Source organism: Sphingomonas sp. (assembly GCF_051962185.1).
GTDB lineage: Bacteria > Pseudomonadota > Alphaproteobacteria > Sphingomonadales > Sphingomonadaceae > Sphingomonas.
Window position 1 is genome coordinate 1 of the sequence record NZ_JBQCCN010000169.1, and the last position, 11943, is coordinate 11943.

Sequence of the window (11943 nt, forward strand, 5' to 3'; positions counted from 1 at the left end):
TTGTGCGTCGGGCGCGGCAGCGGCGGGCGCGGGCGCCTTCGGGTCTTCGGCGGCGAAGGCCGGCGTGGCGGTAACCGCGATCAGCGCGCTGGCCAGCAGCGTGCTCCGCAAGGTCGAGATCCCCATTTCAAATAGTCTCCAAAGGGTAGGGCGGCGGCTCCTTGCCGTCCGTCCGGTCGCGACGACCGTTCCGCGAGTCGGTGATTTCCCCCCGCCACGTCGTCGCGGAGGCCCCTATGGATGGATTGCGTCGGGCGAGTTGCACTTGCGTGACTCACCCATGTCGATCAGGTGAAAGTTATGTGACGGTGCCGGAAGAGCACTATTCCCAGCCCCAGGGACGCTCGCGAAACCACTTGGTGATCACGTACTTGGTTCCCGCGCGAACTTTCATCCCCTGATGAATCGTGCTTGGGTTGGGGCTGCCGTCGGGCCGGAGATTGTTCCAGCACAGCAGCTTGCCGATTTCAGGCTGGACGATCTTGTCGATCGTCTTGAACCGCGTCGCGCCGCCGGCGTCGGGTTCGTTCAGATAGAGCATCGCGGTCCAGGTGCGATTGCCCGCGACCGACGTGAATTTGTCGAAGTCGACCCCGCTCGGCTCGAAATAATCGGTATGCGCCTTGAATTCCTGGCCCACGGCGTAGCGCTGGCCCTGGATCGGCTCGCCATGCGCCGGGTCGAGGCCGACGAACCGGGCGATGCGATTTTCCAGCTCGGCGACGACGGGAATGGTCGCGTCGAGGTCGCAGGTTTCGCTGGTGCGGAAGGCCGCATCGCCATTGTAATCCGACACGGTCGACGGGCGCCGCGTCTGGTCGATCAGCGCGATCAGCGCCTCGCACATCGCCGGGTCGAGAAAGCCGCGCTTCTGGAACAATGTCAGCTTGGGGCTGGGCGTGCGCTGCACGCCGGGCTGCGCCATGATGTGCGCGATGACCGGCTCGGACGGATGGCCCGAGCCGAGGTTGACGACGCTATCCGCATTCATGGACGACATGGCGGCGAGCCTAACCAAATGATACGATGCCGTCAGCCTTGACCTGCACCCGCCGGTGCCGCTAGGGGCGCGCGTTCACGGCGATCGTAGCTCAGTTGGTTAGAGCATCGGTTTGTGGTACCGAGGGTCGCGGGTTCAAGTCCCGTCGATCGCCCCATTTTCCAGACATTCTGCCTCGGTGCGCTTTCAGGCTGGCCTTTGTCGCTCTAAAACAATATTACGCGCCATCGTAATTTTCTTCGCTTAGTCCGGAGCGACCATGACATCCGTTTGGGACCTGCCCGATTTCGACGACCATGAAGGCGTCCACCTGTTTCGTGATCCCGCCGCTGGCCTGACCGCGGTCATCTCGGTCCACTCTACTCACCTAGGCCCGGCGGCCGGCGGCGTGCGCTTCTGGCATTATGCCGACGCCAATCGCGCGATCACCGACGCGCTGCGGCTGTCGCGCGGCATGAGCTACAAGAACGCGATGGCCGGGCTTCCGCTCGGCGGCGGCAAGGGCGTCGTGCTGGCGTCGAAGCCGGGCGAGACGATCGACCAGGCGCAGCTCGAGGCGTTCGGCGCCGCCGTCGAATCGCTTGGCGGCCGCTATGTGACGGCCGAGGACGTCGGCATGTCCGAAGCGAGCATGAAGGTCATCGCGACGCGCACCAAGCACGTGTCGGGCCTGCCGGTCGCGGCCGGCGGCGCGGGCGGCGATCCCGGCCCGTTCACCGCGAGCGGCGTCTATCAGGGCGTAAAGGCGGCGGCGAAGCGCGGTCTCGGCGTCGACTCGATGGCGGGCGTGCATGTCGCGGTCCAGGGCGTGGGAAGCGTCGGCGGCGGTCTCGCCAAGCTGCTGGCAAAGGACGGCGCCAAGCTGACCTTGGCCGACGTCAATGGCGACAAGGCCAAGGCGCTGGCTGCGGAACTCGGCGCGAACACCGTGCCGACAGAGGAAATTCTGGCGATCGAGGCCGACGTGGTCAGCCCCAACGCGCTGGGCGCGATTCTTACCGCCGAGTCGATCGCCGCGCTCAACACCAGGGTCATCGCCGGCGGCGCCAACAACCAGCTCGCGACGAAGGAAGACGGCTCGCGGCTGCATGCTCGCGGCGTGCTCTACGCGCCCGATTATGTGATCAACGCCGGCGGCATCATCAATGTCGGCCTCGAATATCTCGGGCAAGGCGACCGCGCCGAAGTCGAAGCCCGCATCGCCCGAATCCCCGAGCGCCTGATCGAGGTGTGGGACGAGAGCGAGCGCACCGGCGCGCCGGCGTCGGACGTCGCGGACGCCATCGCGCGGCGGCTGATCGGGCGGGACTGACACCCGGCAGGCCGGCGTGGCGCCGCGGGCCGATCGAACCGTGGCTGCGCCGCTTCGTGTCGCGACGATATAAGTAGATGGACGGGGTGACTGTCGATCGAACTTTGCGTAGGGCGATGAGCCGTGGCCAGCCTTCATGCCCTTGCGAATCCCGCGCGATTCCTGCGCTTGGCGCGGCCGCTGACGCCTGCCTTGCTGGTGCCGGGGGTCTTGCTGGCCTTGTTCGGCTGCTGGGCGGGGCTGACGATGACGCCGCCCGATTATCTGCAAGGCGACAGCGTCCGTATCCTCTACATCCATGTGCCGACCGCCTGGCTCGGCATGGGCGGCTGGAGCGGGATCGCGGCGGCGAGCATCGTCTACCTGGTCTGGCGGCATCCGCTGGCGCGCGTCGCCGCGCGCGCGATCGCCTTGCCCGGCGCGATCTTCGCTTTCCTGTGCCTGGCCACCGGCTCGATCTGGGGCCGGCCGACCTGGGGCACGTGGTGGGAATGGGATGGGCGGCTGACCAGCATGTTGCTGCTGTTCTTCGTCTATCTCGCCTATATGGCGCTGGCCCGCGCCGATGCCGATCGTGGCGGGGACGGGCGACTACCCGCGATTTACGGCATTGCCGGCACCGTGCTGCTGCCGATCATCCGTTATTCGGTGGTGTGGTGGAACACATTGCACCAGGGCGAGAGCATCGGCCTGACCAGTTCGACGATCGCTCCCTCGATGTTGTGGCCACTGTGGTTCACCCTGTCGGGATTCACGTTCCTGTTCGCGGGCGTGGTGCTGATGCGGATGCGGGCGATGCTGGCGCGGGAGCGGCGCGAGGCGCGTATGCGGCGCCTGGCGCAATGAGGACGTCGGCATGAACCACTGGCTGTTCGTCGGCGCCGCTTATGGACTCACTCTGGTCGTGACGCTCGGCCTGGTCGGCTGGAGCTATGTCGCGATGCGCGCCGCGGAGCGCGACCCGAAGTGAAACCCAAGCATCAGCGGATGTGGCTGGCGGGACTCGCCTTGCTTGCGATCGCGGGCGCGAGCGGGCTCGCGCTGTCCGGACTGAAGGATCAGGCGGCGTTCTTCTACGCGCCCTCCGACGTCAAGAAAGAGGGGCTGCCGCTGGGCAAAGCGGTGCGCCTCGGCGGCTTGGTCGAGGGCGGATCGATCAAGCGCGCGCCGGACGGCGTGACGATCGATTTCGTCGTGACCGACGGCCAGGCGTCGACCCCGGTGACGTTCAAGGGCATCGCACCCGACCTGTTCCGCGAGAAGTCGGGCGTGGTTGCCGAAGGACAGTTCCAGCCCGACGGCAGCTTCGTCGCGACCAATCTGCTCGCCAAGCATGACGAGAAATACCAGCCGCCCGAACTCGCGGGCAAGCTGCACGAGACGAAGTCGCTGAAGCAATGATCGCGGAAGGGGGACTCGCCGCGCTTTGGCTCGCCGCGATGATGGCGGTGCTGCAATTGCTGCTCGCCGCCGGCGCGGTCGTCAGCGGGCGCGAGGAGATGGTGCGCTCGGTGCGGCCGGTGGCGATCGCGCAAGGCTTGCTGACCGCGCTGGCGATGCTGTGCCTGATCCTGGTATTCGCCCAGTCCGACATGTCGGTCCTGCTGGTCGCCGAGAACAGCCATTCGCTCAAGCCGATGATCTACAAGATCGCCGGCGCCTGGGGGAATCACGAAGGATCGATGCTGCTCTGGGTGACGATCCTGGGGCTGGCGGGGGGCGCGGTGGCGATATTCGAGCGGCGGCTCGACACGCGAACGCTCAATGCGACGATCGGCGCGCAGGCGCTGATCTCGATGGGCTTCTATGCCTTCCTGCTGTTCGCTTCCAACCCGTTCGCCCGACTGTTCCCGTCGCCGCCCGACGGCAACGGGCTCAATCCGTTGCTCCAGGACCCCGGCTTGGCGTTCCACCCGCCGACGCTCTACATCGGCTATGTCGGCATCTCGGTCGCTTTCTCGTTCGCGGTCGGCGCGCTGGTCACGCGCGAAGTCGGGCCGGCGTTCGCGCGGGCGATGCGGCCCTGGGTGCTCGGCGCCTGGATCTTCCTGACCCTGGGCATCACCGCGGGCAGCTATTGGGCCTATTACGAGCTCGGCTGGGGCGGCTGGTGGTTCTGGGACCCGGTCGAGAATGCGAGCCTGATGCCGTGGCTGGCGGCGACCGCCTTGCTCCATTCGGTGACCGTGTTGGCGACGCGCGACGGGCTGCGCGCCTGGACGATCATGCTGGCGGTGGTCGCCTTCTCGATGAGCATGATCGGCACGTTCCTGGTGCGCTCGGGCATCCTGACCAGCGTCCATGCCTTCGCCGTCGACCCGAAGCGCGGCGCGTTCATCCTGGCGTTGCTCGCCGTCTATATCGGCGGCGCGCTGGCGCTGTTCGCGGCGCGGATCGGAACGGTGCGGCAAGGCAACACCTTCGCCCCGGTCAGCCGCGAGGGCGCGCTGGTGGTCAACAATCTGCTGCTCTCGGTCATCCTGGGCATCGTGCTGATCGGGACCCTCTACCCGCTCGCGGCGGCGGCCTGGGGCGTGCAATTGTCGGTCGGCAAGCCGTTCTTCGACAAGACTACCGGGCCGATCGCGCTGGCGCTGGTGGCATTCATGGCCGCCGGTCCGTTGCTGCGCTGGCGGCGCGACGAAACCAATACGCTGCTCAAGCGCCTGACCTGGCCGGTCGCGGCGTCGTGCGCGGCGCTGATCGTGCTGGTGCCGTTCGCCTGGGGAATCGGCATCCTCCCGATGCTGGCGCTGGTGCTCGCCGCTGGGCTCGCTGTCGCGAGCGTCGCGCCGTTGTGGCGGCGCAACCTGCGCCGCACGCCGCTCTTCACCTGGGGCATGGTCGTGGCGCATCTCGGCATCGCCGTCAGCCTCGCCGGGATGGCGTGCGACAGCGCTTTCACCAAGGAAACGCTCGCGGTGCTGCGCCAAGGCGAGACGCGAGCGGTCGGGCCCTATTTGGTGACGATGGTCGGCATCCGCCCGGTGATCGGGCCCAATTGGTCGGCAATCGCTGCCGACCTCAATATTCAGCGCGGGGAGGGCGGCACCCCCTTCGTGCTGTCGCCGGACTCGCGCTTTTTCGCGAGCCCGCCGACCACCACCAGCGAAACCGCGATCGCTACGCGGCTCGACGGACAGCTCTACACCGTGCTGGGCCAGCCCGACGGCAAGGGCGGCTGGCAAGTGCGGCTGTGGTGGAAGCCGTTCGTGACCCTGATCTGGCTGGGCGGCGCGCTGGTCGCGTTCGGCGGCGGCCTGTCGTTCCTCGGCCGCATCCGTCGCCGCAAGCGCGCGGTCTATGAAGAGGACTATGCGGCATGAGGCGCGCGCTGCTCTGGTTGCCGCTGGCATTGTTCGCCGCGCTGTTCGGGCTGGTGGCGCTGGGCCTGCTCAAACCTGCCGATCGCACCGTGCGCTCGGCGATGGTCGATAAGCCGCTGCCCGATTTCGTGCTGCCGGCGATGCTGCCGACCAAGCCCGGCGTCGCCCGGACCGGCTTCGGCGGCGGCAAGCCGCGGCTGGTCAACGTCTTCGCGAGCTGGTGCGTGCCGTGCATCGCCGAGGCGCCCGAACTGATGAAGCTGAAAGCGGCGGGCGTTGCGATCGACGGCGTAGCGATCAACGATACGCCCGACGCCGTCCGCGCCTTTCTCGACCGCAATGGCGATCCCTATGAGCGGATCGGCAACGACAAGACCAGCCAGGTGCAGATCGCGCTTGGCTCGTCGGGCGTGCCGGAGACCTTCCTGATCGACGGGCGTGGGCGGATCGTGCGGCAGTATGTCAGCAACCTGCAGCCGGATCAGGTCGCGGACATCCTCAAGACGTGGCGGGGGATGAAGTGAGTCTCCCTAACTTCGCAACTCGGCGATCCGCGCTAGTCCGTCATCCCGGCCTTGTGCCGGGATCCGCCGGGCGGCAGGCCTCACCGCTCGAGCTCGCAGGGCATGGCCCGCGGCACGGCAGACCCCGGCACAAGGCCAGGGTGACGATGATATTGGCGATTGCGCTCGCCGCTGTCACGCCCGCCATAGCCCAAGACGCTCCCCTCGCCGACGTACAGCTGAGCGACCCGGCCAAGGAGGCGCAGGCCAAGGCGCTGATGGAAACCATCCGCTGCGTCGAATGCCAGGGCCAGGCGATTGCCGACAGCAATGCCGACATCGCCGCCAACATGCGCTCGCTGATCCGGCAGCGGATCAAGGCGGGGGAGAGCCCGGCGCAAGTCCGTGCCTGGCTGATCCAGCGCTACGGCGATTACATCACCTACGACCCGCCGCTCGGCGGTGCGACCTGGCCGTTATGGGCGGCGCCGGTGGTATTGCTGCTCGTCGGCATCGCGATCGCGCGGTCGAGCTTCAGGAGGAAGCGCTGATGGGCTGGGCGATGCTCGCGCTGATCGCGCTGACCACGGCAGCGCTGCTCGTCGTGCTAAGGCTGCCGCGGATGCTGTGGTCGCTGACCGGGGCCGCGTTGATGCTGGGGGCGGCGGGTTATGCCTGGCAAGGGCAGCCCGATCTTCCGGCCCAGCCCGTCGCCGCCGACGCGGTCAAGCTGCCGCCGAGCGATGCCTACAAGAATCTGCGCGACACCTTCTTCGGGCGGTTCGGCGGCGAGTCGATGTATTTCGGGATTTCCGACGTCGCGCTCTCCAGCGGCGACACCGATTTCGCCGCGCGCGCGCTTACCGGGGGCGTCGATTACGCACCCAACAATGCCGCGATGTGGAACGAGCTCGGCAATGTCATCGCGCTCCACGACCGCGGCGTGGTGTCGCCGGCCTCGTTGCTCGCCTATCGCCGCGCGATGCAACTGGCGCCGCAGAACCCGGGGCCGCCGCTGTTCCTCGGCCTCGCCTATATTCGCGCGGGCGAATACGCCAAGGCGCGGCCGTTATGGCTGCACGCTTTGGCGCTCACACCGAAGAACGCGAGCTATCGCGACCAGATCACGCGGCGGCTGGCGCTGCTCGACATGCTGCTGGCCTAACTGGCGCGGGAACAGGCCGCGGCCAAATAAGCGCGATGGCGCTTAATGCCCGCCGGTCACGACGACGCCATCGGGATTGTCCGAGGGTGGCGGAGTCGACGTATCGTCGGGCGTGGCCGGCGGTGGGCTGGTCGGCGCGACGCTCGGCAAGATGTTGGCGGATGTCGTCGGGCTGGCCGAAGGAGCAACCGTCGGGGCCGGACCACCGGCCCGCACATACGTCACGCCGTTGACGATGACCGCATCGGGCACGACCGCCACAGCGGCGCTGGCGTTGCCGGAGCTGCTATTCGCGCTCGCGAACGGATTGGTGGGATTGCAGGCGGCGAGCGCGAGCGGCGCGACAACGACGAACATGACGGGTTTCATGACGAAACCTCCCCTGGTTGACGGCGATGGGCGCGCGACCTTCTGTGCCCGGGGATCGCGGCCGGAATCGCGAACGACTCCAGCCGTGTCCGGATCAACCGTGCCACGCCTCGAACGGCAGGTCGAGCGCCTCGGCGACGGCCTCGTGGGTAATCTTGCCCTTGTAGACGTTGAGCCCGTTGGCGAGATGCGGGTCGGCCTTCATCGCCGCCTCGGCACCCAAATTGGCGAGCTTCAGCGCGAACGGCAGCGTCGCGTTGTTGAGCGCGAAGGCCGAAGTGCGGGCGACTGCACCCGGCATGTTGGCGACGCAATAATGGATCACGCCGTCGACCTCGAACACCGGGTCCTCGTGGGTGGTCGCGTGGCTGGTCTCGAAACAGCCGCCCTGGTCGATCGCGATGTCGACCAGCACCGAGCCGCGCTTCATCGTCTTGACCATCTCGCGCGTGACGAGCTTGGGAGCCGCGGCGCCCGGGACGAGCACCGCGCCGATCACGAGATGCGCGTTGCGGACCGCCTGGGCGATCGCCGATTTCGAGGCGTATTGCGTCTTGATCTGGCTCGAGAAGAACATGTCGAGTTCGGCCAGGCGGTCGTTGTTGATGTCGTAGATGGTGACGTCGGCGCGCATGCCGACCGCCATCTGCGCGGCGTTGACGCCCGAGACGCCACCGCCGAGGATCGCGACCTTGGCCGGGGCCACGCCGGGAACGCCGCCGAGCAGGACGCCACGACCGCCCTGTTCCTTTTCGAGGTAGTGCGCGCCGACCTGGACCGACATGCGGCCGGCGACTTCGGACATCGGCTTGAGCAGCGGCAGGCCGCCGCGCGTCGCGGTCACCGTCTCATAGGCGATGCAGGTCGCGCCCGACTTCATCAGCCCTTCAGCCTGCGGCTTGTCGGCGGCGAGGTGGAGATAAGTGAAGAGGACGTGGCGCGGCTCGAGCATCGCCACTTCCTGCGGTTGCGGCTCCTTGACCTTCACGATCATGTCCGACTCGGCGAAGACGGTCTTCGCATCGGGGACGATCCGCGCGCCGGCGTCGATATAGGCCTGGTCCTCGAAATCGATGCCCATGCCGGCCTTGGTCTCGACGATGACCTCGTGACCGGCGGCGTGCAGCTCGGCGACCGACGAGGGGGTCAGGCCGACGCGATATTCGTGATTCTTGATTTCCTTGGGAACACCGACTCGCATGATTTCTCTCCTGAGGATTTGGCTCGCAAATACCGCCGAAAAGCCGGGAGAGGTTCGCAAGTTTTTTGACACAGTGAACGTCTGGCAGGATATATTTGCATGATTATATTCACGAGAGAGAAAAATGCTCGACCATCTCGACCGCAAGATCCTGAACCAGTTGGTGGCCAATTCCGATCTCACCAGCGCGGAACTGGGAGAGGCCGTCGGCCTGTCGGGGAGCGCCGCGCATCGGCGCGTCGGCTCCTTGCGCGACCGCGGCCTGATCGCCGGGTTCCGGGCGGTGCTGTCGCGCGAGGCGCGGGGGCATCCGGCGGTAGTGATGGTCAACGTGACGCTCCGCGACCAGCGGCAAGAGACGATGGCCGCATTCGAGGCGGAGATTCGAGAATGTCCCGAGGTGCGCGATTGCTTCCTGATGAGCGGCGAGGCCGATTACATGCTCCATGTCGAAGTGACGCGCGACGACAGTTTCGAGCGGATTCATCGCGAGACGCTGTCGCGCCTGCCCGGCGTGACGCGCCTCGCGTCGCATTTCGTCATTCGCGAGGTCATCCGTCGCCCGTAACGACCGGCGTGACCCATAACGAGCCCCAGAGCAGGCCGTTGCATCCAATGCGCCGTTGCGGGCGTTCAAGCGCGATGCTAGGGCGCCGCCACCGTAAACAGGGGCTCCATACGGTCATCATGACCCTTCGTGCGAACGCGCGGCGATTGCCGTGAGCGCGGCCAATCCTTCTTCCATCGCAGCAACCGACGGACACGCCGAGGGCGTGCACGCCGGCCATGCGCATGGCCATGCCAATGACGGGCTGATCAAGCTGGCGATCGGCGCGATCGGCATCGTGTTCGGCGACATCGGCACCAGCCCGCTCTACGCCTTTCGCGAGACCTTCGCGGGGCATCACAAGCTCAGCCTCGACCATGCCCATATCATGGGCGTGACCAGCCTGATGTTCTGGTCGATGATGATCGTGGTGACGATCAAATACGTCACGATCATCATGCGCGCCGACAACAAGGGGGAGGGCGGCAGTCTGGCGCTGCTGGCGTTGATCTCGAGTCGTGCGCAGACCAAGAAATGGACCGCCGGCATCATCCTGCTCGGCGTGTTCGCGACCTCGCTCTTCTACGGCGACTCGATGATCACCCCGGCAGTGTCGGTGCTGTCGGCGGTCGAGGGCCTCGCGGTGGCACAGCCTGGCATGGCGCATTTCGTCCTGCCGATCGTGATTGCGATCCTGATCTTCCTGTTCGCGATCCAGCAGAGCGGGACCAACAAGGTCGGGCTGTTCTTCGGCCCGGTCATGATGCTCTATTTCCTGTCGATCGCATTGCTCGGGGCGTTCAGCGTCGCGCAGACGCCGGGCGTGCTCTGGGCGTTCTCGCCGCATTATGCGGTCGAATTCTTCCTGCTCGATCCGGTTCGGGCCTTCCTGGCGCTCGGCTCGGTGGTGCTCGCGGTGACAGGTGCCGAGGCGCTCTATGCCGATATGGGGCACTTCGGACGCAAACCGATCGGCATGTCGTGGCTGTTCTTCGTCCTGCCGGCGCTGATCCTCAATTACATGGGCCAGGCGGCGTTGCTGACGCGGGTCGGCGGCAAGGCGTTGGAAAGTCCTTTCTATCTGCTGGCGCCCAGCAGCCTGCAATTGCCGCTCGTCATCCTGGCGACCGCCGCCGCGGTGATCGCATCCCAAGCGGTGATCTCGGGCGCCTTCTCGGTCACCCAACAGGCGATCCAGCTGGGTTTCGTGCCCCGCCTCAGGATCGAGCATACCAGCGCGTCGACCGCGGGGCAGATCTACATCCCGCTGATCAACTGGATGCTGATGGTGATGGTCATCCTCTTGGTGCTGTTCTTCCGCACCTCGTCCAACCTCACCAGCGCGTACGGCATCGCGGTCACGGGCGCGATGACGATCGACACCTGCCTGCTCGGCGTAGTGCTGTTCCGGCTGTGGCATTGGCCGAAATGGGCGGCGATTCCGTTGCTCTCGCTCTTCTTCCTGGTCGACGGCGCCTATCTGACCGCGAACCTGACCAAGATCCCCGACGGCGGCTGGTTCCCGCTGCTGGTCGGGCTGATCATCTTCACCGTGCTGACCACCTGGGCCAAGGGGCGGCATCTGATGATGGCGCGGCTGCGCGAGGCGGCGATGCCGATCAAGGTGTTCATCTCCTCGGCGGCGACCTCGGCCACACGCGTGCCCGGCACCGCGGTGTTCATGACGTCCTCGGCCGACGGCGTCCCGCACGCGCTGCTCCACAACCTCAAGCACAACAAAGTGCTGCACGAGCGCATCATCCTGCTGACGGTCAAGATCGCCGACGTGCCTTTCGTGCCGCTTTCGGAGCGCGTGGCGCTCGATCACCTCGGCCATGGCTTCCACCGCCTGGTGCTGCGCTACGGCTTCATGGAAGAGCCCGATGTGCCGGCGGCGCTGGCGTTGGTCACCGGCTGCGGCGACAAGTTCAAGATGATGGACACCAGCTTCTTCCTGGCGCGGCAAACGTTGCTGCCGTCGAGCAAGCCGGGCATGGCGATCTGGCGCGAAAAACTGTTCGCCTGGATGCTCAGGAACGCCGAAAGCGCGATGGAATTCTTCCGCCTGCCGACCAATCGCGTGGTCGAGGTGGGGAGCCAGGTCGAGATCTGAGACCGGGGCACCCGCTCTCTTGCCGTCACCCCCGCGAAAGCGGGGGCCCATCTCCCGGACGGGCGCGATGGGTGAGGGTAGGAGATGGGTTCCCGCTTTCGCGGGAATGACGAAGGAAAAATGCGACAGCCGGCACCGATTATCGTGACAGCGATATTGGGGCGCGACGATCAGGCGTGGCTCGACCGCGAGCGTGCTGCCTATTTTCCTCCCGAGCGCAACATGCTCCCCGCGCACCTGACGATGTTCCATCATCTGCCGCCGTCGCTGGACGCCGAGGTGCGCCAGCGGCTCGGCGAGATCTCCAGGGAAGGGGCGCCCGTCGCGCGCATCGCCGGCCTGGTGTCGTTGGGGAGGGGCGTCGCCTATCGCATCGACTCGCCCGAGCTCGAGGATCGTCGCGCCTG

General features: G+C 66.5%; 13 protein-coding genes, 1 tRNA gene and 1 pseudogene. 12 read left to right on the forward strand and 3 right to left on the reverse strand.

Going from position 1 to position 11943, the window contains the following annotated elements; genetic code table 11:
- Nucleotides 1–322: 322 nt before the first annotated feature.
- Nucleotides 323–991 carry a prolyl hydroxylase family protein gene (locus ACTHJR_RS10525; RefSeq protein ID WP_440523131.1) on the reverse strand — a complete coding sequence of 223 codons (669 nt, stop codon included), beginning with the start codon at nt 989–991 and terminating at the stop codon, nt 323–325.
- Between the two features lie 89 nt (nt 992–1080).
- On the opposite strand from ACTHJR_RS10525, the gene ACTHJR_RS10530 reads away from it, so the two are divergent.
- From ACTHJR_RS10530 to ACTHJR_RS10570, 9 genes are all read left to right on the forward strand, one after another.
- Nucleotides 1081–1157, forward strand: a tRNA-His gene (locus ACTHJR_RS10530).
- Nucleotides 1158–1259: 102 nt separating this feature from the next.
- Nucleotides 1260–2312: a Leu/Phe/Val dehydrogenase gene (locus tag ACTHJR_RS10535; protein WP_440523119.1), complete on the forward strand. Its 1053-nt coding sequence runs from the start codon at nt 1260–1262 to the stop codon at nt 2310–2312.
- 123 nt (nt 2313–2435) lie between these two features.
- Entirely contained in the window at nt 2436–3158 is a 723-nt protein-coding gene (gene ccmC, locus ACTHJR_RS10540) for a heme ABC transporter permease CcmC (RefSeq protein ID WP_440523120.1), read from the forward strand.
- Between the two features lie 10 nt (nt 3159–3168).
- Nucleotides 3169–3282: a heme exporter protein CcmD gene (gene ccmD / locus ACTHJR_RS10545; protein WP_440523121.1), complete on the forward strand. Its 114-nt coding sequence runs from the start codon at nt 3169–3171 to the stop codon at nt 3280–3282.
- Nucleotides 3279–3713 carry a cytochrome c maturation protein CcmE gene (gene ccmE, locus ACTHJR_RS10550; RefSeq protein ID WP_440523122.1) on the forward strand — a complete coding sequence of 145 codons (435 nt, stop codon included), beginning with the start codon at nt 3279–3281 and terminating at the stop codon, nt 3711–3713. The genes ccmD and ccmE overlap by 4 nt, the downstream gene beginning before the upstream one ends.
- Nucleotides 3710–5638 (forward strand): heme lyase CcmF/NrfE family subunit, encoded by a 1929-nt coding sequence (locus ACTHJR_RS10555; RefSeq protein ID WP_440523123.1) that lies wholly within the window; start codon nt 3710–3712, stop codon nt 5636–5638. Before ccmE ends, ACTHJR_RS10555 begins: the two co-directional genes overlap by 4 nt.
- Nucleotides 5635–6162: a redoxin family protein gene (locus tag ACTHJR_RS10560; RefSeq protein WP_440523124.1), complete on the forward strand. Its 528-nt coding sequence runs from the start codon at nt 5635–5637 to the stop codon at nt 6160–6162. Before ACTHJR_RS10555 ends, ACTHJR_RS10560 begins: the two co-directional genes overlap by 4 nt.
- 146 nt (nt 6163–6308) lie before the next feature.
- On the forward strand, nt 6309–6692 hold the full coding sequence (locus ACTHJR_RS10565) for a cytochrome c-type biogenesis protein (protein WP_440523132.1): 384 nt from the start codon (nt 6309–6311) through the stop codon (nt 6690–6692).
- Nucleotides 6692–7306 carry a tetratricopeptide repeat protein gene (locus ACTHJR_RS10570; protein WP_440523125.1) on the forward strand — a complete coding sequence of 205 codons (615 nt, stop codon included), beginning with the start codon at nt 6692–6694 and terminating at the stop codon, nt 7304–7306. Before ACTHJR_RS10565 ends, ACTHJR_RS10570 begins: the two co-directional genes overlap by 1 nt.
- A gap of 42 nt (nt 7307–7348) precedes the next feature.
- On the opposite strand, the gene ACTHJR_RS10575 is transcribed toward ACTHJR_RS10570, so the two are convergent.
- Entirely contained in the window at nt 7349–7675 is a 327-nt protein-coding gene (locus tag ACTHJR_RS10575; RefSeq protein ID WP_440523126.1) for a hypothetical protein, read from the reverse strand.
- A gap of 94 nt (nt 7676–7769) precedes the next feature.
- Nucleotides 7770–8876 (reverse strand): alanine dehydrogenase, encoded by a 1107-nt coding sequence (gene ald, locus ACTHJR_RS10580; protein ID WP_440523127.1) that lies wholly within the window; start codon nt 8874–8876, stop codon nt 7770–7772.
- A gap of 124 nt (nt 8877–9000) precedes the next feature.
- Here ald and ACTHJR_RS10585 point away from each other — a divergent pair, with 124 nt between their 5' ends.
- The 3 genes and pseudogenes from ACTHJR_RS10585 to ACTHJR_RS10595 form a co-directional block, all read left to right on the forward strand.
- A complete protein-coding gene (locus tag ACTHJR_RS10585; RefSeq protein ID WP_440523129.1) occupies nt 9001–9444 on the forward strand; it encodes an Lrp/AsnC family transcriptional regulator in 444 nt (147 codons plus the stop codon).
- A 151-nt stretch (nt 9445–9595) separates the two neighbouring features.
- A complete protein-coding gene (locus ACTHJR_RS10590) occupies nt 9596–11536 on the forward strand; it encodes a potassium transporter Kup (RefSeq protein ID WP_440523130.1) in 1941 nt (646 codons plus the stop codon).
- A gap of 120 nt (nt 11537–11656) precedes the next feature.
- Nucleotides 11657–11943 (forward strand): annotated as a pseudogene (locus ACTHJR_RS10595) (2'-5' RNA ligase family protein); the annotation flags it as partial.

Coding starts and splice junctions, on each gene's coding strand:
- ACTHJR_RS10555 (WP_440523123.1), top strand. CDS start 3,710: ATGATCGCGGAAGGGGGACTCGCCGCGCTTTGGCTCGCCGCGATGATG.
- ACTHJR_RS10570 (WP_440523125.1), top strand. CDS start 6,692: ATGGGCTGGGCGATGCTCGCGCTGATCGCGCTGACCACGGCAGCGCTG.
- ccmD (WP_440523121.1), top strand. CDS start 3,169: ATGAACCACTGGCTGTTCGTCGGCGCCGCTTATGGACTCACTCTGGTC.
- ACTHJR_RS10560 (WP_440523124.1), top strand. CDS start 5,635: ATGAGGCGCGCGCTGCTCTGGTTGCCGCTGGCATTGTTCGCCGCGCTG.
- ACTHJR_RS10525 (WP_440523131.1), bottom strand. CDS start 991: ATGAATGCGGATAGCGTCGTCAACCTCGGCTCGGGCCATCCGTCCGAG.
- ACTHJR_RS10535 (WP_440523119.1), top strand. CDS start 1,260: ATGACATCCGTTTGGGACCTGCCCGATTTCGACGACCATGAAGGCGTC.
- ald (WP_440523127.1), bottom strand. CDS start 8,876: ATGCGAGTCGGTGTTCCCAAGGAAATCAAGAATCACGAATATCGCGTC.
- ACTHJR_RS10585 (WP_440523129.1), top strand. CDS start 9,001: ATGCTCGACCATCTCGACCGCAAGATCCTGAACCAGTTGGTGGCCAAT.
- ACTHJR_RS10575 (WP_440523126.1), bottom strand. CDS start 7,675: ATGAAACCCGTCATGTTCGTCGTTGTCGCGCCGCTCGCGCTCGCCGCC.
- ACTHJR_RS10565 (WP_440523132.1), top strand. CDS start 6,309: ATGATATTGGCGATTGCGCTCGCCGCTGTCACGCCCGCCATAGCCCAA.